The sequence below is a fragment of the Blastococcus sp. TML/C7B genome (assembly GCF_016612845.1).
Taxonomy (GTDB): domain Bacteria; phylum Actinomycetota; class Actinomycetes; order Mycobacteriales; family Geodermatophilaceae; genus Blastococcus.
This window is the reverse complement of record NZ_JAEOAA010000002.1, coordinates 811,412-836,597: the sequence shown is the minus strand read 5'-3', so window position 1 is coordinate 836,597 and position 25,186 is coordinate 811,412. Positions and strand designations below refer to the sequence as shown.

Genomic DNA, 25,186 nt, shown 5'->3' with positions numbered 1-25,186 from the left:
CGATGCGGTTCCGGGCCTCACTGGTTCATGCGGTCACAGCCGGACGGGGTAGACCGTCTGCGGGATCTCGGGGCGGATGCGGGCCCTCGACGAAGATGCCGTGCCAGATCATGAAGACCAGCAGCGTCCAGAGCTTGCGGGAGTGGTCGACGGCCGAGCCGTTGCGCTGGTTCACCCGGTGCGCGGCCAGCATCGCCAGGACCTGCTTCTTGTCCAGCCACTCGTCGGTGTGGCTCGCCTCGATCACCGAGCGCGCCCAGTCGTGCAGGTCCTCGGCCAGCCAGTGCCGGGTGGGCACGGGGAAGCCGAGCTTGCGGCGGTTCAGCACGTGCGCGGGGACGATCTGCTCCAGCGCCCGGCGCAGCGCGTACTTCGTCGTCTCCTTGGTCACCCGCTGGTCGACCGGGAGGGTGCTGGCGACCCTGAAGACCTCGGGGTCGAGGAACGGGACGCGCAGCTCCAGCGAGTTGGCCATCGTCATCTTGTCGGCCTTGACCAGGATGTCGCCGCGCAGCCAGGTGAACAGGTCGACGTACTGCATGGCGGTGACGTCGTCGTAGCCGGCCGCGCGGGTGCGCTGGTACAGCTCGCGGGTCACGGTGACGTGCGACTGGTCCCGGTCGTGGGTGCGCAGGAAGCCCAGCTCGTCGTCCCGGAAGAGCCGGGCGTTGCCGTAGTAGCGCTCCTCGAGCGGGATCGACCCACGGCGCAGCAGGTCCTTGCCGCGCATGCCGTCGGGCAGGCGGGTCGACAGCGCACCGAGCGCGCGGAGGATGCCGCGGGGCAGCTTCTCGAACGCCGCCAGAGACAGTGGCTCGCGGTAGATGTTGTAGCCGCCGAACAGCTCGTCGGCGCCCTCGCCGGAGAGCACCACCTTCACGTGCTTCCGCGCCTCGCGGGCGATGAAGTACAGCGGGACGAGCGCCGGGTCGGCGACCGGGTCGTCGAGGTACCAGACCACCAGCGGGATGGCGTCGGCGAACTCCTCGGGGGTGACCACCTTGGTGATGTGCTCGACGCCGATCGCGGCCGCCGACTCGGCGGCGACGTCGATCTCGGAGAACCCCTGCCGCTCGAACCCGGTGGTGAAGGTGAGCAGCTTGGGGTTGTAGCGCTTCGCGAGCGCGGCGATGGCGGTGGAGTCGATGCCCCCGGAGAGGAACGACCCCACCGTGACGTCGGCGCGCATGTGCACCCGCACGGAGTCGTCGAGGACGTCGGCGATGCGGTCGTACAGGGCCTGCTGCTCGTCCCTCGCGACCGGCCGGATCGGGAAGGTCGGGTGGAAGTAGCGCGCCGTCGTCAGCTCGCCGTCGGCGACGGTGAAGCGGGTGCCGCTCTCGATCCGCCGGATCCCGCGGTGCAGGGTCGCGGGCTCGGGGACGTACTGCAGGGTCAGGTAGTGCTGGAGGGAGGCGGGGTCGACGCCGCCGGACGCCTCGCTGCCCCCGAGCAGCTCCAGCAGCGCCTTCTTCTCGGAGGAGAAGGCGACGGCGCCGTCGGCGAGGCGGGTCACGAACAGCGGCTTGATGCCGAAGGGGTCCCGGGCGCCGAACACCGTCTTCTCCTGGGTGTCCCAGATGAGGAAGGCGAACATGCCGCGCAGCCGGTGGACGACGTCCTCGCCCCACACGTGGTAGCCGGCGACGATCGCCTCGGTGTCGCCCTCGGTGGCGAACGTGGCCCCGGCCGCCGCGAGCTCCTCGCGGAGCTCGACGTAGTTGTAGATCTCGCCGTTGAAGACGATCCGGTAGCGGCCGTCGGCGTAGGCCATCGGCTGGTGGCTGTGCTCGATGTCGATGAACGACAGCCGGTTGAAGCCGAACACCGCCGAGCCGTCCCACCACTGCTCGGTCTCGTCGGGGCCCCGGTGGCGCAGGCAGTGCTGGGCCGAGCGCACCGCCGCGACCGTGCCGTCGTCGACGCGGTCGGCGTCGGTGGAGAAGTAGGCGAGCAGGCCGCACATCAGGCGCAGGTCTCCCGGGGGATCGCAGGGGGAAGGGCGGGCCGGTGGGTCAGACCTGCTGGCCGGCGCGCATCCTCGCCGTCGCGCGGCGCTCGGCGACGAAGGAGAGGACCGGAACCGTGCCGGCGATGACTGTGAGCAGGAAACCCTTGAGGGTCCACTTCGCGCGCAGCGCGAGGTCGACCGCCGACAGGAAGAACAGGCCGTAGAGCCAGCCGTGGGCGGTGCCCAGGACGGTGGACGGCCCGGGGACGTCGGCCAGGTGGTTGAGCGGCACCGCGACGAAGATCAGCGCGATGAGCAGGACGCCGACCACGGTGGCCATGACCCGGTAGCGCAGCAGGGCTTGGGCGATGGCCTCGGCCGAGGTGCGGGAGGAGGCTGTGCGCTCACTGGCCATGACTGGCCCGCTGCCCGAGGGCCTTCTCGTTGAGCTCGGCGAGGTGGGCGTTGTAGGCGGCCAGCTCCGGGTCGCCGGTGGTGTCGATCCGCGGCCGCTGGTAGAGGACCACGGCGTTGCCGGGGACGTCGTCGTCCGGGTCGCGGTGCAGCTCCTCGCGCGCCATGCGGACGTAGAACCACAGCCCCATCACGCCGTAGAGCGGCCATTGCAGCGCGTAGCTCCAGTTGACCGCGCCACCGCCGTCCTCGGCCTTGGAGAGCTGCCAGTACCCGAGGAACCAGGTGGCGACGAAGAGCGCGGCCACCAACAGGTGGAGGAGCACCCACTTGGGGGTCAGCAGGCGGTACCACACGCCACGACTCTAACCACCCGCCCGATCCGGCGGCCGCGGCGCGGGCGCGTGATGGGCCACAGCAGTCGCGACCCGCCGGGCCGGGGTCTCCGGTGGCCGGCCGCCGAGCGCCGTCGGCTAGTCTCGGCACACACTGAGATCGGCGTGGACGCCGCCTGCCGAGACCGGCCGGCGGACCCGCTGGGAGGACCGTCCGGGCGCTCCGGACGGAGGACGAGGAGGCAACGAGCAGTGGCTCGAGGCAGCAGGCTCGCGCGGCTGGCCGCGCTCGGTCTCCTGGGGGTGTTGACCCTCACCGGGTGCGACATGCCCAACAACGAGTTCTGGCGGTTCGGCTGGCCCGAGGGCGTCACCGACGAAGCCGAGTCGATGCGCGAGCTGTGGACCGGCTCGGTCATCGCGGCGCTGATCGTCGGCTTCCTGGTCTGGGGGCTGATCCTCTACTCGGTCGTCGCCCACCGGAAGCGCAGTGACGAGCTCCCGCGGCAGACGGCCTACAACCTGCCGCTGGAGATCGCCTACACGATCGCGCCGTTCTTGATCATCGCGGCGCTGTTCTTCTTCACCGTGGTGACGCAGAACGAGGTGAAGGAGCGCAGCGACAACCCGGACGAGACGATCGCGGTCAACGCCTTCAAGTGGAACTGGCAGTTCGTCTATCCGGAGACCACGGGCACCGACGGCGAACCGGTCAACACCATCGGCACCAGCGAGGAGATCCCGATCCTGGTCCTGCCGACCGATCGGACGATCCGCTTCGAGGTCGCCTCCGCCGACGTCATCCACTCGTTCTGGGTGCCGGAGTTCCTGTTCAAGCTCGACGTCATCCCGGGCAACGAGAACGGCCGGGACAACGTCTTCGAGGTGACCGTCCGAGAGGAGGGCGCCTACGTGGGCCGCTGTGCCGAGCTGTGCGGGACCTACCACGCATACATGAACTTCGAGGTGCGCGCCGTCTCCGGTGACGACTACGACGCCTACCTCGCCGCGCGCGAGGAGGGCCTGGACACCTTCGAGGCCCTCGAGGAGATCGGCCAGCCGGGGTCCTCGTCGACCACCACGCCCCTGGAGCTCTTCCAGGCCAAGAACGACAACCAGCAGCAGTCGAGCAATGGCTGACCGCTGCACGGCCGGCACCGGCACGACGCCTGAGGAGGCACGACCGTGAAGGTCGAGGCGCTGATCTTCAACATCATCGCGATCTTCTGCATCGGTGCAGGAATCGTCTACGGGGTGTGGGCGAGGGAGCCGATCGGCACTACCGCGCTGATCCTCTCCGCCGGCCTGACCGGCATGGTCGGCATGTTCTTCTGGTTCGTGTCGCGGCGCATCGACGCCCGCCCCGAGGACCGCAAGGACGCCGAGATGGCCGACGGCGCCGGCGAGCTGGGCTTCTTCAGCCCGGCCAGCTACTGGCCGCTCGCCGTCGCCCTGTCGGTCGGTCTGGCCGCCCTGGGCCTGGCGTTCTGGTACTACTGGCTGATGGCGATGGGTGCCGCCGCGATCCTCATCGCGGTCGGCGGCCTGCTCTTCGAGTACTACGTGGGGCAGAACGCCACGCAGAGCTGAGCACCACCCGAGCCCGAGGGCCCCTTCCGCTGCGGCGGGAGGGGCCCTCGGCCGTTGGAGGCCCGACCCTGTGCCCGCGCGGGGCGCACGCTGTCCCTGAGGCGGCCATCCGGCGGGGTGATCTGGCCGCCGGGGGGACGACGTACCGGCGGTCGCGAACGGGCCTGCGCTGAGGGACGCCCACTCTGCGCGCGGGATGCCGACGACGCGCCCTCGATCGCGCCCGCACCGTCCGGGAGTCACGCGCAACGTGACCGCGGTGCAGAGCACGATCGGGTGGATGGCAGGCAGCGTCAGCCGGCCGACACAGCTCCCAGCCCCCTCCTGCGCCGACGTGACTCCTGCCCCTGGTCGCCCTCTCGCGTGGCGCTGGTCGGCTCCGGAGCCGGAGCGTGGGCCTGGACCAGGCCGCGCGCTGGGCCCATGCACCGCGGGTCTCCTCAGCCAGGATCGCCAGCAGGTTGGCGTTCGCCTCGGAGTAGCGGACCGCGCGGTGTACACCTGGCTTCGGCTGCCTCGCGCTCATCGGTGAGCTCGTGGTGCTTCTCGGATGGTGGCGGAGCACTCGCGGGTCGAACCGACCCTGGGGTGGCCAGCCGCCCGTGGTGCGCCCGTGAGGGTCAGCGCGCACTCGGATCCGACAGCGGCCTGCGGACGCCAGGACGGTCGCCGGGCCACGCCCACCGAGGCGGAGCGGCTGATGCGGGTGCGGTGGAGGGGCGCCCACTCCGCGCGCCGGGTACCGACGATGCGGGCGCGATCGCGTCGGCAACGTCCGGACGTCGCCCGCACTCCGGTCCCCGGAGCAGCTGCAACGGCGAGGTCCCATGGGCGTGGCAGGTGCCTCCACGAGCCGTCGGGGGGCGAGCCCACTCTGCGCGCGGGCGATCGAGGCAGCTGGCGACGCCGTCCCTGAGACGGCCATTCGGCAAGCGGTTCTGGCCGCCTGAGGGACGACGTACGCGTGGCGGGGGAGGGGCCCACCCGCCCCCGACATGCAGCAGGGCCCCGGTGGAGATCCACCGGGGCCCTGCTGGACGGGCTGTGCGAGGTCAGTCGCGCGGCTCCTGCGGGCGGCCACCCTCGGAGGGCCGTCCGGAGGACGTCAGCTCGCGGGCCTCGTCGGCAGCGGCGAGACCGCGGCCCTCGCGACCCTGCTCGAGCTCCACCTGCGACGGCTCCTCGATCGGCTTGAAGAAGCCCCGGACCGCGCGGCGGGCGCCACCGATCTGGTTCATCTTCTTCGGCACCGGAGCACCGCCGTAGGCGAGCACGCCGTGGCCGTGGTCGTCGACCGGGCCGAGCGGCTGGTGCACCTCGATGAACTCACCGTGGGGCAGCCGGCGGATGACACCGGTCTCGATGCCGTGCTCGAGCACCTCGCGGTCGTGCATCTGGAGACCCAGGCAGATCCGGTAGGTGATCGCGTAGACGATCGGCGGGAGGACGACGACGCCCAGCCGGCCGAACCACGTCATGGCGTTCAGGCTCACGTCGAACTTGTCCGCGAAGACGTCGTTGCCACCGGAGAGCATGAGCACGCCGTAGAACGTCAGCCCCATCATGCCGAGCGAGGTGCGCACGGGAACGTCGCGCGGACGCTGCAGCAGGTGGTGCGACGCCGTGTCGCCGGACAGCTTCCGCTCGATCACCGGGTACAGCGCCAGCACGGTGAACATCGCACCGGCCACCACGACCGTCGGCCAGAACAGCGCCGGGATCGTGTAGTCGCCCGGCAGGTTGATGTCCCATGCCGGGAAGATCCGGGTCGAGCCGTCCAGGAAGAGGATGTACCAGTCCGGCTGCGACGCGGCCGAGACCTGGGCCGGGTTGTACGGGCCCCACAGCCAGAACGGGTTGATCTGCACCAGCCCACCGAGCGCGGCGACCACGCCGAACACGATGAACAGCAGGCCGGTCGCCTTCGCCGCGAACGTCGGGAAGAGCCGGTTGCCGACCACGTTGTGCTCGGTGCGGCCCGGTCCGGGGAACTGCGCGTGCTTCTGCTTGACGAGCAGCAGCAGGTGCACCGCGATCAGGGCCAGCAAGATCGCCGGGATGATCAGGACGTGCGCGATGTAGAAGCGCCCGATGATCAGCTCGCCGACGAAGTCACCGCCGAACACCGCCCAGTGCGCCCACGTCCCGATGACCGGGACGGACAGGATGATCGCGCTGATGATGCGGAGCCCGGTGCCCGAGAGCAGGTCGTCGGGGAGGGTGTAGCCGGTGACGCCCATGAGCAGCGCGAGCACCAGCATGACCACGCCGATGATCCAGTTCGTCTCCCGGGGACGGCGGAAGGCGCCGGTGAAGAAGACGCGGAGCAGGTGCACGACGATCGACGCCACGAACAGCAGCGCGGCCCAGTGGTGGACCTGGCGCATGAACAGGCCGCCGCGGACGTCGAAGGACAGGTTCAGCGCCGAGTCGTACGCCGCCGACATCTCCACGCCGCGCAGGGGCGCGTAGGACCCGTCGTAGACGACCTCACGCATGGATGCGTCGAAGAAGAACGTCAGATACGTGCCCGAGATCAGCGCGATGATGAACGAGTAGAGCGCGATCTCGCCCAGCAGGAACGACCAGTGGTCGGGGAACACCTTGTTCAGGGTGCGACGGAGCGGGCCGGCGACGATCAGCCGGTCGTCGATCTCCGTCGCGGTCTTGCCCAGCCGGGTGGTCGGAGCCCCCGGGGCCGTGGCCGTAGCTGCCATCAGATGCGCTCCCGATTCCAGTACGTGGGGCCGACTGCCTCAGGGTAGTCGCCGCGGGCGACGAAGTAGCCCTCCTCGTCGACCGTGATGGGCAGCTGCGGCAGGGATCGCGTGGCCGGCCCGAAGATGGGCTTGGCCCCCTGGGTGACGTCGAACTGCGACTGGTGGCACGGGCAGAGGATCCGGCTGGTCTCCTGCTCGTACAGCGACACCGGGCAGCCGGCGTGCGTGCAGATCTTGGAGTACGCGACGTAGTCGCCGTAGCCGAAGTCGTCCTGTCCCTCGCGCGGCGCGTTCTGCTCGAGCTGGGCCGGGCGCAGGCGGATGAGCATGGTGGCCGCGTCGGACTGCCGGTTGCCGCCGGGGACGGCCGGGAAGACCGTCTCCAGGGAGCCGGGCTCCTGGTCGCCGGGACGGATCGGGCTGCCGTCGTCGCGGACGAGGCGGACGCCCTCGGCCCACGAGGTGCGGCCGAGCGGGTTGCCGGTGTTCGGGTTCTTGATCAGCCCGCCCAGCGGCATCAGCAGCATGAGACCCAGACCGCCGCCCATGAAGCCCAGCGACCGGGTGATCAGCTTGCGGCGGGCGAGGCCGCTGTTGTGCAGGCCGCCGACCAGCGTGGCGCCGGTGGTGACGCGGTCGAAGTGCGAGCCGTCGTGCTTGTCCTGCACGGCGGTCTCGTGCGGGAGCAGCTTCTTGCTGAACAGCACCAGGCCGACGCCGACCAGCGAGAACGCCAGGCCCATCGTGGCGCCGAGCAGCGGGGTGAACAGCGCGCTCCAGCCCGTGTCGCCGCTGACCCACTGCCAGTCGGGGAAGAACCAGCCCGAACCCACGTAGACCACGACGAAGGCGAAAGCGGCCACGCCGGCCAGCGCGAAGGTCAGGCCGACCTGGCGGACGGCGCGACGCTCCATCGGGGACCCGGGCTCGGGGCCGGGGTCGACGTGCAGGACCTGCACGCCGTCGTAGCGGGCGCCCAGGCGGTCCAGCTCCTCCCGCGGCATCGCCGCGAGCTGCTCCGGGGTGTACTCGTCGTCCGGGCCGCCGTGCAGCGGGCCGGGCGTGTCCGCGCCACCGGTCGAACCGGGGCGGGTGTCGTGCGTGGTCACGCCTTGCTCCCCATCCAGAAGATGCCGAACATCAGGACGCCGATCCCGACGACCCAGATGACCAGGCCTTCGGCGACGGGGCCGACGCGACCGATGCCGGCGCCGCCCGGGTCGGCCTGCTCGCCGATCGTCTGCACGTAGTTGACGATGGCGCGCTTCTCCTCGGGCGTCAGCTGGTTGTCGCCGAAGACCGGCATGTTCTCCGGTCCGGTCAGCATCGCCGTGTAGATCTCGAGGTCGTTCGAGTCGGTGAGGCTCGGCGCCGCCTTGCCGGAGGAGAGCGCACCGCCCTCGCCGACGAAGTTGTGGCAGGAGGCGCAGTTCAGCCGGAACAGCTCGCCGCCCTCGGCGACGTCGCCGTCGCGGAGGTCGCCCGAGGGGAGGGTCGGGCCGCCGCCGTTGGCCTGGACGTAGGCCATCAGCTGGTCGATCTCCTCGTCGGAGAAGACCGCGGGCTTGTCGGCGGCGTCGGCCTCCTGGCGCACGAGCGGCATGCGCCCGGTGTGCACCTGGAAGTAGACGGACGCCTCGCCGACGCCGATGAGCGAGGGCCCGCGGTTGGGCACGCCCTCCAGGTTGGCGCCGTGGCAGCTGATGCAGCTGCGGTCGTACAGCTCGCGGCCGGCCGCCTCGGCGGCGCTCTCGGTGCCCTCGGCCGGCGCCGCCTGGGCGGGGCTGAAGACCGAGTACAGCGCGCCGGTGAGAACCAGGCCGGCCATCAGGCCGGCGACGTTGGCGACGCGACGGCGGTGCTTGCTGCGCCGCCGCGCGCGGGCGCGGGCGACGGGCGTGGTCGCGGTGTCGACGACGGCCGAGGCGGCGTCGGACTGCGGGTTCGTGGTGGACACCGTTCCCCTAGCGGATCAGGTAGATCGTGGCGAAGAGCCCGACCCACACGACGTCGACGAAGTGCCAGTAGTAGGAGACCACGATGGCCGCGGTCGCCTGCGCCGGCGTGAAGCGGCCCATGGTGGACCGGATGAGGAGGTAGACGAACGCGACGAGACCACCGATGACGTGCAGCGCGTGGAACCCGGTGGTGATGTAGAACACCGAGCCGTACGTGGACGACGAGATGGACGTGCCGTGCTCGGTCACCAGGACGCGGTACTCGTTCATCTGGGCCACGACGAAGATCAGGCCCATCACGAAGGTGATCGTGAACCAGCGCCGGAGTCCGTAGACGTTGCCGCTCTCGGCCGCGAAGACGCCGAACTGGCAGGTGAACGAGGACGCGACGAGGATCAGGGTGAAGAACGTCGCGTACGGCAGGTTCAGCTCTGTCGGCTCGGGCGGCCAGCCTTCGGCGCCGGCCCGGGAACGGGCGGTGAAGTACATGGCGAACAGGCCGGCGAAGAACATCAGCTCGCTGGAGAGCCAGATGATCGTGCCGACGCTGACCATGTTCGGTCGGGTCAGGGAGTGCACCCGCGAGGTGTCGAAGGTGCTGCTCGCCACGGGGGCCGTTGTCACCCGGCCATCATGGCATCGGCCCCCTCCGGTGACGACCTCGGGTCGTCCCGGCGTGGCGCACCGGCTGCTCGCCCCGCGTCGGGCGGGCGCCGTCCTTCCCTGCGGACGACGGCCGAACCACTAGGCTCGCCCGCGTGAGCCCAGCCGGAACCCCCGACGCACCGGCCACCGTGCTGGTCTACAGCTCCCGCCCCGAGATCCGCGAGGCCGTGCGCACCGCGGTCGGGCGGCGTCCCGCCCCGGACGTCGGCCCGCTCTCCTGGGTCGAGTGCGCCACCGGCGACGAGGTCGTCGCCGCCGTGGACGGCGGGGGCGTCTCGCTGTGCATCCTCGACGGCGAGGCGCAGCCGACCGGTGGCCTGGCCCTGGCCCGCCAGCTGGAGCAGGAGGTGCCCGACCGCCCGGCCGTGTGCGTCCTGATCGCCCGTCAACCCGACCGCTGGCTCGCGCACTGGTCCCGGGCCGAGGGCACGCTCCCGCTGCAGGTCGACCCGCTCACCGCTCCGGGGCTCGTCGCGGACCTGCTGCGCAGCGCCGCACGCCGTCCCGCGGTCCGGTGACCGGGCGGTGACCGCCGCTCCCGCGGCCCGGCCGTCCTGGCCGGGCCTGCTCAACCGCCTGCTCGCGCACCAGGACCTCACGGCCGACGACACGGCCTGGGCCATGCGCGAGGTGATGACCGGTGAGGCGACGCCGGCGCAGGTCGCAGGCTTCGCCGTGGCGCTGCGCGCCAAGGGCGCCTCGGCGCAGGAGGTCTCCGGCCTCGCCGCGGAGATGCTCGCCCAGGCGACGCCGGTCGCGCTGCCGCTGGACTGCGTCGACATCGTCGGCACCGGCGGCGACGGCGCGCACACGGTGAACATCTCGTCGATGGCCTCGGTGGTCGTCGCCGCGGCAGGGGCGCCGGTCGCGAAGCACGGCGGGCGCGCCGCGTCGTCGTCGTCCGGGGCGGCCGACGTGCTCGAGGAGCTCGGTGTCGTCATCGACCTGACCGGCAGCCGGGGTCGCCCGCTGCGTGCAGGAGGCCGGCATCGGGTTCTTCTTCGCGCCGGTCTTCCACCCCGGGATGCGGCACGCGGGGGCGCCACGGCGCGAGCTCGGCATCGCCACCGTCTTCAACTTCCTCGGCCCGCTCACCAACCCCGCCCGCCCGGTCGCGGCCGCCATCGGCTGCGCCGACCGGGCCATGGCGCCCGTGCTCGCCGAGGTGCTGGCCGCCCGGGGGGCCCGGGCGGTGGTGTTCCGCGGGGACGACGGGCTCGACGAGCTGACGACGGCGACGACGTCCTCGGCCTGGGTGGTGCGGGACGGCGCCGTCGTCCCCGACCGGGTCGATCCCACGGCGCTGGGGATCCCGGCCTCCGGGCCCGATGCGCTGCGTGGTGGGTCGCCGGCCTTCAACGCCGACGTGTTCCGCCGGGTCATGGAGGGCGAGCGCGGGCCGGTGCGCGACGCGGTGCTGCTCAACGCCGCGGCGGCGCTGGCTGCCTTCGACGAGCACGCGACCGGGCTGCAGGAGTCGCTGGCCGCAGGGCTGGAGCGCGCCGCCGCGGCAGTCGACGACGGCCGGGCGGCCGACCAGCTGGCGCGCTGGGTCGCGGTCAGCCGGTCGGTGCGGGACGGCCGCTGACGCGGTGCGGCGGGGTCAGTCCGCGGACTCGAACCCGATCGCGAAGGCGGCCTCGAGGTCGTGCCGCGAGTAGGCGCGGAAGGCGATGTGCGTCTCGGTCTCGAGCACGCCGGGCACCTTGTTGATCCGCCCGGCGATCACCTCGGCGACCTGCTCGAACTCCCGGACGCGGACGAGGGCGATGAGGTCGACCTCGCCGGCGGTCGAGTAGACCTCGCTGACCCCGTCGAGGTCGGCGATCGCGGCGGCCACCTCGGGGATCGAGTCGGTGGCGGCGTCGATCATCACGATGGCGGTGATCACGCCGGCGATGCTAGCCGGGGCCGGCCGGCTGCGCCCACGCCCGCGGTGATCCGGTCCGGGCGCGCCCGCGTGCCGAGCGAGCGGCCGTCGGCGAACGGGTCGCGCCCGGCGCTGCTGCCGTCGGCCAGCGCGAGGAACCGGCTGAACGCGCCCGTGCCCGGGGCCGGGCAGGCGAGGGTGCCGTCGAGCTCGACCAGCCGCGTGCCGGGCTTCTCCATCCAGCGGAGCACCAGCTCGGTCTCGTCGACCGACGCCGCGATCTCCCCGTCGGGACCCAGCAGCGTCTCGGCGGTGCTCAGCAGGCCGGCCAGCGTGCCGCGGACCGAGCTGCCCCGCGGCGCCACCCCGGCCGAGACCAGCCGGCCGCGGCGGACGACGGACAGCTCCCAGCCACCCGCGCCGTCCGGGCGGGCCAGCACCAGCTCCGGGACGGCGGCGAGGGACTCCAGCCGCTGGCGCCGCCGCACCGCGCGCAGCAGCACGGCGACGCGGTCGCGCAGGACGGCGGCGTCCTCGTAGCGCTCCTCGGCGGCGAGCCGCTCGACGCGGTCGAGCAGCGGCGCGACGAGCGCACCGGGGTCGCAGGCCACCGCGGCCCGCAGGACCGCGGCGATGTCGGCGTAGGCGGCGACGGACTGCGCGCCGGTGCACGGGGCGCCGCAGCGGCCCATGTCGAACAGCGCGCAGGCCGACCCCGCCGGGGCCCGCGCGGAGATGCGGGGGGTGCACTGCCGCAGCGGCAGCGACTCGTGCACCGCCGTGACCGCGGCGTCGGCGGCCCGCCGGTCGGGGAAGGGGCCGAGGAACACCCCGGCGCCGGGGCGCACCCGGCGCACCACCGAGAGCCGGGGGAAGGGCTCGTCGGTCAGCCGCACCCACAGCGCGCGCTCCGGGAACCGCGAGCGCCGGTTGTAGCGCGGTTTGTGCTCGGCGATCAGCCGCAGCTCCCGGACCGCGGCCTCCAGGGCGTGCGCGCAGGGGATGGCATCCACCCGCGTGGCCAGGGCGACCATCTCGGTGATCCGGCTGCGTTGCTCGCCGGAGGTGAAGTAGCTGCGGACCCGCGTGCGCAGGTCGGTGGAGGTGCCCACGTAGAGCGGCTCGTCGCGCGGCCCGCGGAACAGGTAGACCCCCGGGCCGTGCGGGACGGAATCGGCCAGGTGCCGCTTCCGCCGGCGCTCCGGGTCGATCTGGCGGGTGAGCCCGGTGAGCTCCTCCAGCGACGAGACGCCCAGCGGGCCGAGGCGCTCGAAGAGGCCGTGCAGCACGTCCACGGTGGCGCGGGCGTCGTCCAGCGCGCGGTGCGTCGGCGAGGTCGTGGCCGAGAAGAACGGCGCGAGGGTGGCCAGCTTGCAGTTGGGCACCTCGTCGCGGGTCAGCAGCCGGCGGGCGAGCACCGCGGTGTCGACCGAGGCCGCCGCCGGCCAGTGGATGCCGGTCTCGGCGCAGGCCGCCTTGAGGAACCCCAGGTCGAACGGGGCGTTGTGCGCGACCAGCACCGCCCCGCGGGCGAACTCGAGGAAGGCCGGCAGCACCGTCGCGATGCGGGGTGCGGCCATGACCATCGACGTCGTGATCCCGGTGAGGACGCTGATGTAGGGCGGGATCTCGCGGCCCGGGTCGACCAGGGTCTGGAACTCGCCCAGCACCACGCCGCCGCGGACCTTGACCGCGCCGATCTCGGTGATCGCGCTGTCCTTCGGGGAGCCGCCGGTCGTCTCCAGGTCGACCACGACGAAGGTGACCTCGGCCAGGGGCGTGCCCAGTTCCTCGATCGTGCCCTGCACGTAGCGCGGGAGGGTGGGGGAGGAGCTCACGAGGCGGACGGTAGGTCGGGGTGCTGACAGTCCCGGGGTGCCGCGCCGACCCTGCGGGTCGCGGGTAGTCACCGGCGCGGTCGCCCGGCCGGGCGAACCTGCCCCCTCACCTGGCGGTTCTCCGGGAGGCGGGACACCATTCCAGCGGTGGGCGACGCCGCCCCGATCCGCAGAGGTGGTCCGATGTCCCCGCGCTCCCCGTGGCGCCCCGGTGCGCCCACGGCGCGTCGCGGCGCCCGTCGGGCGTCCCTGCTGCTGGCCCCGCTCGCCGTCCTCGCCCTCCAGGGCACCGCGGCGCCCGCGGCGGCCGCGCCCAGCGACCAGCCGGGCGGTACGTCCGGCGTGCTCGACAGCCGCGCGCTGGACGCCCTCCAGCAGCGCGCCGCCGAGGTGCAGGGCGGGCTGCAGGAGCAGCAGAGCGCGGTGGACGCCGCCCGCGACGCCCTGGCCGAGGCCGAGCGCGCCGTCGCCGACGCCGAGGCCGTCCTCGGCGGTGCGGAGGGCGAGCTGGCCGGCTACCGGCAGGAGGTCGCGCGGTACGCCGCCGCGGTGTACCGGGACGGCGGGTCCCTGACGCCCCTCACGCTGCTGCTCAGCGGCAGCGACCCCGGCGAGGTGGTCGCGGCGATGAGCTTCCTCGACGTGGTCGACCGGCACGCGGCCTCGGTCATCGGCACCGCGGAGGCCCAGCGCCGGGCGGCCGACGAACGGCAGCAGGCCGCGGAGGAGGCCCTCGCGCGGGCGCGGGCGCGCGCGGAGGAGGTCGGTGCCCGGGCCGCCGAGCTCGAGGCCGCGGCGTCGGCGGTGACCGACGAGCTGGACGCCGCGCTCGGCGCGGTGGACCGCCAGCTGGCCCAGCTGCAGCGGGAGCAGGTCGAGGTCAACCAGCGGACGGCGGCGAGCTGGCGGGCGTACACCGATCAGCTGGCCGCAGCCGGGATCGCGCCTCCGCCGGCCGCCGCGCTGCGCGACCCGGCGGCGGGGCTGCCCGAGCGGCTCGTGCCGGTCGGCGCCGCGGGAGGGGGTGCGCAGCCGGTCGCGGCACAGCTCCCCGGCCAGCCCACCTCGCTCCTGGTGCTGCCGGCGGAGACGGTGAGCGCGGTGAGCGCCGCGATGGAGGCGCTGGGTCTGCCCTACGCGCCGGGGACGTCCGGCCCTGAGTCCTGGAGCTGCGGCTCGCTGGTCCAGTCGGTCTACGGGCGGTCGGGGATCGCCCTGCCCGCGGACCAGGCGGGGCTGTCTCGCCGTCACCACGCCGGTCGCGCCGGCCGACGTGCTGCCCGGCGACCTGGTCTTCCTCGGGACGGCGGAGTCGGGGCTGGGCCACGTCGGGCTCGCGCTGGACGCGCGGACCATGCTGGCGGCCGACGCCCGTGCCGGCGCCGTCGTCGTGCGCACGCTGCCTGCCGACCAGGTGATCGGGGTGGGGCGGCCCAGCCTGGCCCAGCGCGCACCGGTGGCGGCACCGGGGCCGGTCGGGGGTGCGCTGCGCACGGAGTGCGGCAACCCCGTCTACCCCCCGAGCTTCGACGGTGCGCGGCAGTGGGGCGGCTACCCGAACGGCCTGATCCCACCGAGCGCGATGTGCCCGCTGGGGGTCGGTGGCCACTCGCTGCGCTGCGACGCGGCGGCCGCCTACCGGGCGATGTCGGCGGCCTACGCCGCCGCGTTCGGCGGGCCGATCTGCATCACCGACTCCTACCGCACGTACGCGAGCCAGGTGACGCTGTACGGCGAGAAGCCCGCGCTGGCCGCCGTCCCCGGCACGAGCAACCACGGGTGGGGGCTGGCCGTAGACCTCTGCGGCGGCATCCAGACGTTCGGCACGCCGCAGTACGCGTGGATGGTGGCCAACGCCGGCCGGTTCGGCTTCCTGCACCCGACGTGGGCCGACCCGGGCAACGGCCGCGAGGAGCCCTGGCACTGGGAGTACGCGGGCAGCTGAGCGCCGGGCGGAATTGTCGGTGGCCGCTCCTACGGTGCGCGTGACTCACGGAGGAGAGACATGCTCATCGACTGCGACACCTGCACGCTCCGCGGCACCGGCTGCGCCGACTGCGTCGTCACTGTGCTGCTCGGCGCCCCGCCCGGCTGGCAGGGGGTGGACCCGGTGGTGGTGCCCATGGCGGCGCGCCCCCGCGTGGCCGAGCCCGAGCCCGCCGCGGAGGACGTCGTGCTGCCGCCGCCCGGTGTCGTCGTCGAGTTCGACGACGTCGAGCGACGCGCCGTGCGGGCACTGGCGGAGTACGGCCTCGTGCCACCGCTGCGGCACCGAGGCGCCCCGGGGGCCGGGCGGGACGGTGCGCGCCCCGGCCGGCGGACCGGCTGAGGGACATCTCACCCCTTGCTCTCGCAGCGGAGCGTGCTTGTACCCCTACGGAACGGGGTTGCCGGGAAGGCGCGCGGGCGCGATCGCGATGTTCGTCACATCTGCGGCGCCCAGCTGCATTTGTCACGGCAACATCACGACCGTAGGGTCGTCGCGTCCGACCGGGTGGTCGTCATCCGCACAAGGGGTGGCCTCGGCCGGGCACCGCCGAATCGCCGTACGACGTCCCGCGTGGTCGTCCGAGGTGAACCGGGGACCCACCGCAGTCCTGGGGTGAGTTCCCCTGCAGGGCCGGTCCGCCGGTGAGCAGGGGATAGGGCCAGTCTTCCCCGCCCGAACCCGTCAGCTAACTCGGTAGGCGGATCGAGGAAGAAACGGAGAGCCGCCTCTCGTGGCGACCCCTCACGCCCTGCCGACGCACGTCCTCGCACCGTTCCGCCCCGATCCGGCCGGGCCCGCCCGCCGGGTGGGCCGCCTCCGCGCCGGCCTGCTGATCGGGGCCGCGACCGCCCTCGCCGTCACCGTCCTGCCCGGCTCCGCGACGGCTGCCCCGAGCAGCCCCGCCGAGGCCGCGCAGCTGGTCGCCGACGCCAGCCACGAGCTGGAGGTCGTCTCCGAGCAGCTCAACGAGGCCCGGGTCGACCTCGAGCGCCAGCGCGCGGCGGTCGACACCGCTGAGCTGGCCGCCTTCGACGCCCAGCAGCAGCGCGCCGCCCTCGACGGGCGGATCCGCCAGCTCGCCCGCTCCGCCTACACCGCCGGCGGCGCGACGCGCAGCCAGCTGGGCGCGATGCTGACCAGCGATTCCGCCGGCGACCTGGTCTCCCAGCTCGGCACGCTGGACGCGCTCGCCGCCCGCACCAACGCCGCCGTGAGCGAGGTGGCCGAGGCCTCCGAGCGCGCGGAGGAGACCCGCGCCGAGGCGCGGGAGGCCCGCGAGAAGGCGGAGCGGAGCGTCGCCGACATCGAAGCCCAGCAGAAGGACCTCGAGGCCCGCGTCGCGGAGCACCGGCGGCAGTACGCCGCCCTCGACGCCGCGCAGCGCGCCGTCGTCGAGCGCGCCCACGGGGACTCCCAGCCCGTGCGCGCCTCCCGCGGCACCGAGCGCACCGCACCGGCGCCGACGGCGACCGTCGCCGCGCCGAGCGGGGCGGCGCAGGTCGCGGTCAACACGGCGCTGGCGCAGGTCGGGGACCGGTACGTCTACGGCGCCGGTGGTCCCGACGCCTTCGACTGCTCGGGCCTGACCTCCTTCGCCTACCGTGCCGCCGGCGTCTCGCTGCCGCACTCCAGCCGCAGCCAGTCGCAGATGGGGACCCCGGTCTCGCGCGGCGAGCTGCAGCCCGGTGACCTGATCTTCTTCTACAGCCCGGTCAGCCACGTCGGCATGTACATCGGCAACGGCCAGATGGTGCACGCCTCCACCGAGAGCCAGCCGGTCAAGGTCGCCAGCGTCGACTCGATGGGCAGCTACAACAGCGCCCGCCGCATCGTCGGCTGACCCCTGCCGCACCCCGAGGGCCGGTGCCTCCCGCGAGGGAGGCGCCGGCCCTCGTCGTCGGTGGTCCCGGTGCCGTCCGGGGCCGCGCCTAGGATCGGCGCCGTGGTGGACCGGTGAGCGCACGTCGCGCCCCGCTGGTGTCCGCCGCCGTCCTGCTGGCCGCCTTCGCCCTGGTCGTCGCCCTCGGTACGCCGTGGGAGGTGCTCCCGGAGCCCGCGGGCGGGGGCGTGCCGCTCGACCCGACCGCCGGCCTGCCGGCCGACCAGGTCGCGCGCGCGGACGCCTTCGCGGCGGCGATCCGGCCGGCGTCGCTGGCCGCCCTGCTGCTGGGGCTCGCCGTCTCCGCGCTGCTCGGGCTCACCCCGCTGGGCGCCCGGCTGGTCCGCGCCCTGCCCGCCCCCCGGCGCGGGCGCTGGGCGGTGCAGGTGCTGCTCGGGGTCCTCGCCCTCGCCGTCCTCGGGCGGCTGGCCACCCTGCCGATCGCCGCCTACGGCGAGGTGGTGCGCCACCGGTACGGGCTGTCCACGCGCAGCTGGGGGCTGTGGGCCCGGGACGTCGCGGTGTCGACGGCGATCGACGCGGCCCTGACCGCCCTCGGCCTGCTGGCCCTGGTCTGGCTCGCCCGCCGGGCGTCGCGGGCGTGGTGGGCGCTCGCCGCCGCGGGCGCCGCGGTGCTCGTGGTCGTGGGCTCGTTCCTGTGGCCGGTGGTCATCGAGCCCGCGTTCAACAGCTTCGCGTCGATGCCGGGGGGGCAGCTGCGCAGCGACCTGCTGGCCCTCGCCGAGGAGAACGGCACCCCGGTGCAGGACGTGCTGGTCTCCGACGCCTCCCGGCGGACCACCGCGCTGAACGCCTACGTCTCCGGCTTCGGCTCCACCCGGCGCATCGTCGTGTACGACACGGTCCTGGAGCGGCTGCCCGACGAGCAGATCGAGTCGATCGCCGCGCACGAGCTGGGCCACGTCGCCGCCGACGACGTCCTCACCGGCACGCTGCTGGGCGCCCTGGGCGGCGCGGGCGGCGTCGCCCTGCTCGGCTGGCTGCTGACCTCGCCCGCTCTGCTCCGCCGTGCCGGTGCGGCCGGACCGGCCGACCCGGCGGTGGTGCCCCTGGTGCTGCTGCTGGTCACCGTCGGGACGCTGGTCGTGACGCCGGTGCAGAACCTGGTCTCGCGGCAGGTCGAGGCGCGGGCCGACGTCGCCGCGCTGGACCTCACCCGCGATCCGGAGGCCTTCATCGCCATGCAGCGCGGCCTGGCCACGACCAACCTCTCCGATCCGAGCCCCCCGGCCGCGTGGCGCTGGTACTTCGGGTCGCATCCCACCGTGGCGGAGCGGATCGCGCTCGCCGAGGACTGGACCCAGCTGGAGCGGGAGCCGTGAGCCGGACGCTGGTCGTCACCAACGACTTCCCCGCCGCGGCAGGGCGGCATCCAGACCTTCGTCGCCGCGCTGCTGGACCGCCGCCCGCCCGACTCGCTCGTCGTGCTCGCCTCGGACCACCCCGGCGCGGCCGAGCACGACGCCGGTCTGCCCTACCCGGTGGTCCGCCGGCCCACCGGCATGCTGCTGCCCACCCGGGCGACCGCCGGCGCGGCGGTCGAGCTGGTCGAGCGGTACGGCTGCGACCGCGCGTTCTTCGGCGCCGCGGCCCCCCTGGGGCTGCTCGCGCCGACGCTGCGCGCGGCCGGGGTGCGGCACCTGGTGGGCGCCACCCACGGCCACGAGACCGGCTGGGTGGCGCTGCCGGGCAGCCGGCAGCTCATGCAGCGCATCGCGTCGGGCCTGGACGTGCTGACCTACATCACCGAGTTCACCCGGGCCCGGCTCGCCCCGGCGCTGGACGGGCGCACGCGGCTGGCGCAGCTCTCCCCGGGGGTGGACGTCGACCGGTTCACCCCGCAGGTGGACGGCGCCGCCGTCCGCCGCCGGCACGGCCTGGGGGAGGCCCCGGTGGTGGTCTGCGTGTCCCGGCTGGTCGCCCGCAAGGGGCAGGACGTCCTCGTCGAGGCGTGGCCCCAGGTGCTGGCGCGGCACCCCGACGCGCGGCTGCTGCTGGTCGGCGGCGGTCCGGACGAGGCCGCGCTCCGGCGCGCGGTCGTCGCGCGCGGGCTGGAGGGCTCCGTCGTCCTCACCGGGGCGGTGGACGCCGCCGAGCTCCCGGCCCACTACGCGGCCGGCGACGTGTTCGCCATGCCCTGCCGCACCCGCCGGGCCGGGCTGGACGTCGAGGGCCTGGGCATGGTCTTCCTCGAGGCGGCCGCGGTCGGCCTGCCGGTCGTGGCCGGCACCTCGGGCGGTGCCCCGGAGGCCGTGCAGGAGGGCGTCACCGGGCACGTGGTCGACCCGCGGTCACCGGCCGCCGTGGCCGCGGCGCTGACCGGCCTGCTCGACGACCCGGCCCGCGCCCGGGCGATGGGTGCCGCCGGCCGGTCCTGGGTGGAGCAGCGCTGGTCCTGGACGACGATCGCCGCGACCTTCACCGAGCTGCTCGAGAAGCACTGAGGCCCGCCCCGCGGTGCGGGACGGGCCTCGGTGCGGCGGGGGTCAGCGCGTGTAGAGCGCCTCGACCTCGTCGCCGAACTCCTTCATGACCACCGAGCGCTTGAGCTTCAGGCTCGGGGTGAGCATCCCGTTGTCCTCGGTGAAGTCGGTGCCGAGGATGTGGAACTTCTTGATCGCCTCCGCCTGGGAGACGGCCTTGTTCGCGTCCTTCACGGCGGCGTCGATCTCGGCCTTGAGGTCGGCGTCCTCGCGGACCTGCTCGACGGTCTGACCGGCCGGCTTGCCCTTGGACTCCAGCCACTGCGGCAGCGCCTCGTCGTCGAGGGTGATCAGCGCGGCGATGAACGGCCGCTGGTCGCCGACGACGATGCACTGGCTGATCAGCCGGTGCGAGCGGAGCCGGTCCTCGAGGACGGCGGGGGCGACGTTCTTGCCGCCCGCGGTCACCAGGATCTCCTTCTTGCGGCCGGTGATGGTGAGGAAGCCGTCGGCGTCGAGCTCGCCGATGTCGCCGGTGTGGAAGAAGCCCTCGGCGTCGATGGCCTCCTTCGTGGCCTCCTCGTTCTTCCAGTAGCCGGCCATGACGATGCCGCCCTTGATGAGCACCTCGCCGTCGTCGGCGATCCGGAAGGTGACCCCGGGCAGCGGCTGGCCGACGGTGCCGATGCGGATCCCGTCGTCGTGGTTCACCGAGGCGGCGGCGGTGGTCTCGGTGAGGCCGTAGCCCTCGTAGACGGTGACGCCGATGCCCCGGAAGAAGTGGCCCAGCCGCTCACCCAGCGGCGCGCCGCCGGAGATGGCGCCGAGGCAGCGGCCACCGAGGGCCGCGCGCAGCTTCGCGTAGACGAGCTTGTCGAACAGCGCGTGCTGGGCGCGCAGGAGGAGACCGGCGCCGCCGGTGTCCTGGGCGCGGGACCAGTCGATGGCGACCTGGGCGGCCTTGTCGAAGATCTTGCCCTTGCCGTCGCCCTCCGCCTTCGCCTTGGCCGAGTTGAAGACCTTCTCGAAGACGCGGGGCACGGCCAGCACGAAGGTCGGCTTGAACTCGCCGAGGTCGTCGAGCAGGTTCTTCACGTCGGGGGTGTGCCCGATGACCGTGCGGTTCTTGACCGCGCCGACCTGCAGGACGCGGGCCAGCACGTGCGCGAGCGGCAGGAACAGCAGCAGCGAGCCCTCGACGCTCATGAAGCGGTCGAGCAGCGTGATGCCGTTGTCGATCTCGAACAGGAAGTTGCCGTGGGTCAGCTCGCAGCCCTTGGGCCGGCCGGTCGTGCCGCTCGTGTAGATCAGCGTGGCGAGGCTGTCGGCCGTGAGGGTGGCCCGGCGGGCGTCCAGCTCGGCGTCCGGGACGTCGGCACCGGCGGCGATGAGGGCGTCGACGGCGCCGTCGTCGATGACGTGGACCGAGGTGAGGTCGGGGGCCTGGTCGCGGATCGTCTCGACGGCCGCGGCGTGCTCGCCGCTCTCCACGACGATGGCGGTGGCGCCGGAGTCGGAGAGGATCCAGGCGACCTGGTCGGGGCTGGAGGTCTCGTAGACGGGGACGACGACGCCGCCGGCGGTCCAGATCGCGAAGTCGAGGACGGTCCACTCGTACCGCGTCTTGGCCTGCAGGGCCACGCGGTCGCCCGCGGCCACGCCCGAGGCGATGAGCCCCTTGGCGACGCCGCGGACCTCCTCGCCGAACTGCTGCCACGTCACGTCGCGCCACTGGCCGTCGAGCCGTCGGCGCAGGCCCACCTCGGCGCCGTGCTCGGCGACGTTCAGGGCGAGCATGTCGGTCAGCGCCGCGTCGGGCGCCACCTCGGTGGTCACGGGAACGCTGAACTCGCGCACGCCTGGTCCTCTCCTCCCTGGCCGCCGCGGGCACCGTCGCCCACCGGTCCCTGACCAGGATCGTCGAGATCAATCTAGCGGGCACGTCCTACCCGCGAGTAGCGCAACGGGTGAGCGGCGCTCTCCAGGACCCCGCGCACCCGTTAGCCTGCTGCCCATGGCCGACCAGTCCACCCAGTCGATCGTCGTCGATGCCCCCGCTGCCGACGTGATGGCGGTCATCGCCGATTTCCCGGCCTACCCCCAGTGGGTCGCCGCGGCCAAGACGGTCGAGGTCGTCGAGGACGGCCCCGAGGGCCGCGCCCGCCGGGTGCACTTCGTGCTCGACGCCGGGGCGATCAAGGACGAGTACGTCCTCGACTACACCTGGGACGGCGACCGCAAGGTCTCCTGGAACCTGGTCTCCGGGCAGATGCAGAAGCGCAACGACGGCTCCTACACGCTGAGGGAGACCGGCGGCCGGACCGAGGTCACCTACTCGATCACCATCGACCTCTCGATCCCGATGCTCGGGATGATCAAGCGCAAGGCCGAGAAGGTCATCCTGGACACGGCTCTCAAGGAGCTCAAGAAGCGCGTCGAGGGCTGACGCGCGTGCGGACCCTCGTCCTCACCGGCCCCGGCGGCGCCGGGGTCAGCACCCTGGCCGCGGCGGCCGCGGTGCGCGCGGCCGGCGCCGGCCGGAGCACGCTCCTGTTGAGCCGGCAGCCCGTCCCGGTCGCGGGGCTCGCGGACGTGCCCGGCCTTCAGGTGCGCACCGTCGACGCCGGCACCGCGGTCGAGCGGTTCTGGGCCGGCACCGTCGCGCCCGCCGCGGGCGCGCTGCCGCAGCTGGCGCTGCCCCCGGCGTCGTCGGTGACGCCGCTGCCCGGTGCCGCCGAGCTGGCCCTGTTCGCCGAGCTGGGCCGCGCCTCGGCCGACCTCGTCGTCGTGGACGCCGGGTCGCCGGCCGACGCGGCCGCCCTGCTGGCGCTCCCCGCCACGCTGCGCTGGTGGCTGGACCGGTTGCTGCCGCCCGGGGCCCGGGCCCTCGGGGCGATCCGCTCCGCCGCGGTGACCTCCGGTGCGGCCCGCCGCGGTCCGGTGGACGCCGCGCTCGCGCTGCTCCCGCAGCTGGAGGAGCTGCTGGCCGTCGACCGGCTGGCCGACGTCGCGGGCACCGCCGTCGCCCTCGCCGCGGTGCCGCGCCCCGGGACGGCGGCCGCGCTGCGCGGCACCGCGACCGCGCTGGGCCTGCACGGCCTGCGCCCCGGGATCGTGCTCGCCCGCGTGCTCCCCGACGACGGCACGGGGGAGTGGTGGCGCGCGCGCCGGGCCGAGCAGGACGCCGAGCTGGACGCGCTGGCGGAGCTGGCCCCGGTGCACCGGGTGCCCGAGACCGCGTCGTCCCCGGCCGACGCCGCCGCGGCGACCGCGCTGCTCGGGGACCTCCCGCTGCCCGGCGGCGGGCTCCCGGGCGCCGGGCTGCCGGCGCCCGCGACCGAGAGGCTCGACGGCGGCTGGGAGCTGGGCGTCCCGCTCCCGTTCGCCGAGCGCGGCGCCGTCGGCCTGACCCGCTGGGAGGACGACCTGGTCGTCACCGCCGCGGGCGCCCGCCGGTCGCTGAGGCTGGACCCGCTGCTGCGCCGCTGCGAGGTGACCGGCGGCCGGATCACCGACGCCGGCAGCGCGGACGCCCGGCTCGTGGTCTCCTTCCGACCCGACCCCCAGCTCTGGCCGGCCGATCTGCTGGCCGCGGTGAGGAGAACGCCATGACCGCCGGTGCCGACTGGGCCGACTCCGCCCGCAGGCTGCTCGACGCCTTCCGGCTCCCCGAGGCGGCCCCCGCCGAAGGCGGCGCCCACGGCGTCGACTGCCGCTGGTGCCCCGTGTGCCAGGCGGCGGCCGTGCTGCGCGGCGAGCGCCCCGAGGTGACCGCCGCCCTGGCCGACGTGCTGGCCACCACCGCCTCGGTGCTGCGCGACCTGGCCGGCGAGCCCCGGCCGGCGGCCGGGCAGGAGAGCGGGTCGGCAGGCGCCGCGCCGGACGACGAGGACGGGCCGGGCCCGGCCGTCCAGCGGATCGACATCGCGTGAGCACCCCGGCTCCCGCGTCGGCGCTGGCGGCGCTCGGCATCGACATCGGCGGTACCAAAGTCGCCGGCGGCGTCGTCGCCCCCGACGGGACCGTCCTGGCGACCGCGCGCCGGGCGACGCCCGGCAGCTCGGTCTCCGACACCGAGGACGCCATCGCCGCCGTCGTCGAGGAGCTCGCGGCCGGGCACGACGGCGAGCTGGTCGGCGTCGGCATCGGCGCGGCGGGCTGGTTCGACCGCGCCGGTGACACGGTGCTGTTCAGCCCGCACCTGGCCTGGCGGCACGCGTCGCTGCGCAAGGACCTCTCGGCCCGCCTGCAGCGGCCGCTGTGGGTCGGCAACGACGCCGACGCGGCCGCCTGGGCGGAGTACCGCTACGGCGCCGCCCGGGGCGCGGACCTCGCGCTGATGGTCACCCTCGGCACCGGCATCGGCGGCGGCATCGTCCTGGACGGCCGGCTGCGGCGCGGCTCGCACGGCGTCGCGGGGGAGTGGGGGCACATGCGCGTCGTCCCCGACGGCCGGTTGTGCGCCTGCGGGAACCGGGGGTGCTGGGAGCGGTACGCCAGCGGCACGGCGCTGGGGCAGACCGCCCGCGAGGTGGCGGGCACGTCGCCCGCGGCCGCCGCGCTGCTGCTCGAGCGGGTCGACGGCGACGCGTCCCGGCTGACCGGCGAGGACGTCGCCCGGGCCGCCTCCGACGGCGATCCGCTGGCGCTGGAGCTGGTCACCGAGGTCGGCGTCTGGCTGGGCCAGGGCATCGCCGACCTCGCCGCCGTGCTGGACCCCGAGGTCGTCGTCATCGGCGGCGGGGTGAGCGTGCTCGGTGAGATGGTGCTCGGTCCCGCGCGCGAGCGGTTGGAGCGGGCGCTGCCCGGTCGCGGTTTCCGGCCCGGCCCGCGGATCGTCGCCGCCGAGCTGGGCGCCCAGGCGGGCCTGGTGGGGGCCGCCGACCTGGTGCGGAGGGCCGTCGCCGAGGGCGACGGCTAGCACTCAGACGACCGCGCCGTCGTCCCCGTCCTGGTCGGAGCGCTCGCGCATGCGGGAGACCAGCATCGCGGCGCCGCCGGCGATCGCGGCCACGCCGAGCACCAGCCCCACGTCCGCCGACAGCCGCAGCGCGCCCGGGACGGCGATGAGCACCAGCCCCGCCAGGACCAGCAGCCCGGCGTAGAGCGCGTGCGGCGCCGGCAAGGGGACCGGCGGTGGGGCCGGTGGCTCGTAGTGCTCCTCGGGCAGGTCGAGGAAGGCCACCTCGTGCGGGGGCGGGGGCGGTGCGTCGGAGGGGCGCTCGTCGACGACCGACGCGCCGTGCTCGGCCTCGAAGGCGGCGACGATCCGCGACCACTCGGCGTCCTCGTCGAGGTCGGCGCGCACCGGGGCGGGCTCCGAGGCGGGCTGCGAGGCGGGTTGGGGGTGCTCGTCGGCGTGCTGCGCGACCAGCGCGCGGGCCTCGGCCTGCCGGCCGCGGTCGACGAACAGCCGGTCCGCCGGCGGGGCTCGGCAGCGAGACCTCGCGGGTGTAGGGGCCGACGTCGGCCGAGGGGTCGAGGTAGGCGGCGATGCCGGCGGCCTCGAGGACGTCGAGCAGGTGCTCGCC

The 25,186-nt window shown here is 74.2% G+C and carries 24 protein-coding genes, 1 pseudogene and 1 riboswitch; of the genes and pseudogenes, 14 read left to right on the top strand and 11 right to left on the bottom strand.

Annotated features, from left to right (window positions below; translation table 11 throughout):
* Positions 1 to 25: 25 nt before the first annotated feature.
* From asnB to JKP76_RS16900, 3 genes are read right to left on the bottom strand one after another with little or no spacing between them, the layout of a single operon-like run.
* The gene (gene asnB, locus JKP76_RS16910; protein ID WP_242471988.1) at positions 26 to 1,966 is read right to left on the bottom strand and encodes an asparagine synthase (glutamine-hydrolyzing); all 1,941 of its coding nucleotides are present in this window, start codon (positions 1,964 to 1,966) and stop codon (positions 26 to 28) included.
* Between the two features lie 49 nt (positions 1,967 to 2,015).
* Positions 2,016 to 2,366: a DUF3817 domain-containing protein gene (locus tag JKP76_RS16905; RefSeq protein WP_200492018.1), complete on the bottom strand. Its 351-nt coding sequence runs from the start codon at positions 2,364 to 2,366 to the stop codon at positions 2,016 to 2,018.
* A complete protein-coding gene (locus JKP76_RS16900; protein WP_200492017.1) occupies positions 2,356 to 2,721 on the bottom strand; it encodes a metalloprotease in 366 nt (121 codons plus the stop codon). The genes JKP76_RS16905 and JKP76_RS16900 overlap by 11 nt, the downstream gene beginning before the upstream one ends.
* Before the next feature lie 231 nt (positions 2,722 to 2,952).
* Between JKP76_RS16900 and coxB the strand changes: the two genes are divergently transcribed.
* Complete coding sequence (gene coxB, locus JKP76_RS16895) at positions 2,953 to 3,840, top strand: cytochrome c oxidase subunit II (protein ID WP_200492016.1); 888 nt, start codon at positions 2,953 to 2,955, stop codon at positions 3,838 to 3,840.
* A gap of 45 nt (positions 3,841 to 3,885) precedes the next feature.
* On the top strand, positions 3,886 to 4,290 hold the full coding sequence (locus JKP76_RS16890) for a cytochrome c oxidase subunit 4 (protein ID WP_200492015.1): 405 nt from the start codon (positions 3,886 to 3,888) through the stop codon (positions 4,288 to 4,290).
* A gap of 1,052 nt (positions 4,291 to 5,342) precedes the next feature.
* Here the strand turns inward: JKP76_RS16890 and JKP76_RS16885 are convergent.
* The 4 genes from JKP76_RS16885 to JKP76_RS16870 are packed head-to-tail and all read right to left on the bottom strand — an operon-like array spanning position 5,343 to position 9,592.
* Positions 5,343 to 7,007, bottom strand: a complete 1,665-nt coding sequence (locus tag JKP76_RS16885; RefSeq protein ID WP_200492014.1) for a cytochrome bc complex cytochrome b subunit — start codon at positions 7,005 to 7,007, stop codon at positions 5,343 to 5,345.
* A complete protein-coding gene (locus JKP76_RS16880; RefSeq protein WP_200492013.1) occupies positions 7,007 to 8,119 on the bottom strand; it encodes a ubiquinol-cytochrome c reductase iron-sulfur subunit in 1,113 nt (370 codons plus the stop codon). The genes JKP76_RS16885 and JKP76_RS16880 overlap by 1 nt, the downstream gene beginning before the upstream one ends.
* Positions 8,116 to 8,967 (bottom strand): cytochrome c, encoded by an 852-nt coding sequence (locus JKP76_RS23030; RefSeq protein WP_309229596.1) that lies wholly within the window; start codon positions 8,965 to 8,967, stop codon positions 8,116 to 8,118. The genes JKP76_RS16880 and JKP76_RS23030 overlap by 4 nt, the downstream gene beginning before the upstream one ends.
* A 7-nt stretch (positions 8,968 to 8,974) precedes the next feature.
* On the bottom strand, positions 8,975 to 9,592 hold the full coding sequence (locus tag JKP76_RS16870) for a heme-copper oxidase subunit III (RefSeq protein ID WP_200492012.1): 618 nt from the start codon (positions 9,590 to 9,592) through the stop codon (positions 8,975 to 8,977).
* A 134-nt stretch (positions 9,593 to 9,726) separates the two neighbouring features.
* Here JKP76_RS16870 and JKP76_RS16865 point away from each other — a divergent pair, with 134 nt between their 5' ends.
* From JKP76_RS16865 to JKP76_RS22710, 3 genes and pseudogenes are all read left to right on the top strand, one after another.
* The gene (locus JKP76_RS16865; protein ID WP_200492011.1) at positions 9,727 to 10,152 is read left to right on the top strand and encodes a hypothetical protein; all 426 of its coding nucleotides are present in this window, start codon (positions 9,727 to 9,729) and stop codon (positions 10,150 to 10,152) included.
* Between the two features lie 103 nt (positions 10,153 to 10,255).
* A pseudogene (locus JKP76_RS22715) lies at positions 10,256 to 10,531 on the top strand (anthranilate phosphoribosyltransferase); the annotation flags it as partial.
* Between the two features lie 76 nt (positions 10,532 to 10,607).
* Complete coding sequence (locus JKP76_RS22710) at positions 10,608 to 11,222, top strand: hypothetical protein (protein ID WP_309233028.1); 615 nt, start codon at positions 10,608 to 10,610, stop codon at positions 11,220 to 11,222.
* Positions 11,223 to 11,237: 15 nt separating this feature from the next.
* Here the strand turns inward: JKP76_RS22710 and JKP76_RS16855 are convergent, their stop codons facing one another.
* Complete coding sequence (locus JKP76_RS16855; RefSeq protein ID WP_091985632.1) at positions 11,238 to 11,525, bottom strand: Lrp/AsnC family transcriptional regulator; 288 nt, start codon at positions 11,523 to 11,525, stop codon at positions 11,238 to 11,240.
* Entirely contained in the window at positions 11,522 to 13,342 is a 1,821-nt protein-coding gene (locus tag JKP76_RS23610; RefSeq protein ID WP_309233027.1) for a DEDD exonuclease domain-containing protein, read from the bottom strand. Before JKP76_RS23610 ends, JKP76_RS16855 begins: the two co-directional genes overlap by 4 nt.
* A 1,273-nt stretch (positions 13,343 to 14,615) precedes the next feature.
* Between JKP76_RS23610 and JKP76_RS16845 the strand changes: the two genes are divergently transcribed.
* The 5 genes from JKP76_RS16845 to JKP76_RS21520 all read left to right on the top strand — a co-directional run bounded on the left by JKP76_RS16845 (position 14,616) and on the right by JKP76_RS21520 (position 19,676).
* Positions 14,616 to 15,287 carry a M15 family metallopeptidase gene (locus tag JKP76_RS16845; RefSeq protein ID WP_200492010.1) on the top strand — a complete coding sequence of 224 codons (672 nt, stop codon included), beginning with the start codon at positions 14,616 to 14,618 and terminating at the stop codon, positions 15,285 to 15,287.
* Between the two features lie 60 nt (positions 15,288 to 15,347).
* Positions 15,348 to 15,671, top strand: a complete 324-nt coding sequence (locus JKP76_RS16840; protein ID WP_200492009.1) for a hypothetical protein — start codon at positions 15,348 to 15,350, stop codon at positions 15,669 to 15,671.
* A 195-nt stretch (positions 15,672 to 15,866) separates the two neighbouring features.
* A riboswitch (cyclic di-AMP (ydaO/yuaA leader) is annotated at positions 15,867 to 16,047 on the top strand.
* A gap of 15 nt (positions 16,048 to 16,062) precedes the next feature.
* Positions 16,063 to 17,172, top strand: a complete 1,110-nt coding sequence (locus JKP76_RS16835; RefSeq protein WP_200492008.1) for a C40 family peptidase — start codon at positions 16,063 to 16,065, stop codon at positions 17,170 to 17,172.
* Positions 17,173 to 17,285: 113 nt separating this feature from the next.
* Positions 17,286 to 18,554: a M48 family metalloprotease gene (locus JKP76_RS16830; RefSeq protein ID WP_200492007.1), complete on the top strand. Its 1,269-nt coding sequence runs from the start codon at positions 17,286 to 17,288 to the stop codon at positions 18,552 to 18,554.
* A 102-nt stretch (positions 18,555 to 18,656) separates the two neighbouring features.
* Positions 18,657 to 19,676, top strand: coding sequence for a glycosyltransferase family 4 protein (locus JKP76_RS21520; protein ID WP_309233026.1), 1,020 nt, complete (start codon positions 18,657 to 18,659; stop codon positions 19,674 to 19,676).
* Positions 19,677 to 19,718: 42 nt separating this feature from the next.
* On the opposite strand, the gene JKP76_RS16820 is transcribed toward JKP76_RS21520, so the two are convergent.
* Positions 19,719 to 21,512: a long-chain fatty acid--CoA ligase gene (locus JKP76_RS16820; RefSeq protein ID WP_200492006.1), complete on the bottom strand. Its 1,794-nt coding sequence runs from the start codon at positions 21,510 to 21,512 to the stop codon at positions 19,719 to 19,721.
* 157 nt (positions 21,513 to 21,669) lie between these two features.
* On the opposite strand from JKP76_RS16820, the gene JKP76_RS16815 reads away from it, so the two are divergent.
* Genes JKP76_RS16815 through JKP76_RS16800 form a run of 4 tightly spaced genes read left to right on the top strand, consistent with a single transcriptional unit; the run spans position 21,670 to position 24,576 of the window.
* Positions 21,670 to 22,101, top strand: a complete 432-nt coding sequence (locus JKP76_RS16815) for an SRPBCC family protein (protein WP_200492005.1) — start codon at positions 21,670 to 21,672, stop codon at positions 22,099 to 22,101.
* A 5-nt stretch (positions 22,102 to 22,106) separates the two neighbouring features.
* Complete coding sequence (locus tag JKP76_RS16810) at positions 22,107 to 23,267, top strand: ArsA-related P-loop ATPase (RefSeq protein ID WP_200492004.1); 1,161 nt, start codon at positions 22,107 to 22,109, stop codon at positions 23,265 to 23,267.
* Positions 23,264 to 23,587, top strand: a complete 324-nt coding sequence (locus JKP76_RS16805; RefSeq protein WP_200492003.1) for a hypothetical protein — start codon at positions 23,264 to 23,266, stop codon at positions 23,585 to 23,587. Before JKP76_RS16810 ends, JKP76_RS16805 begins: the two co-directional genes overlap by 4 nt.
* Positions 23,584 to 24,576 carry an ROK family glucokinase gene (locus tag JKP76_RS16800; RefSeq protein WP_309233025.1) on the top strand — a complete coding sequence of 331 codons (993 nt, stop codon included), beginning with the start codon at positions 23,584 to 23,586 and terminating at the stop codon, positions 24,574 to 24,576. The genes JKP76_RS16805 and JKP76_RS16800 overlap by 4 nt, the downstream gene beginning before the upstream one ends.
* A 3-nt stretch (positions 24,577 to 24,579) precedes the next feature.
* On the opposite strand, the gene JKP76_RS21515 is transcribed toward JKP76_RS16800, so the two are convergent.
* On the bottom strand, positions 24,580 to 24,963 hold the full coding sequence (locus JKP76_RS21515) for a hypothetical protein (protein ID WP_242471987.1): 384 nt from the start codon (positions 24,961 to 24,963) through the stop codon (positions 24,580 to 24,582).
* Between the last annotated feature and the right edge of the window lie 223 nt (positions 24,964 to 25,186).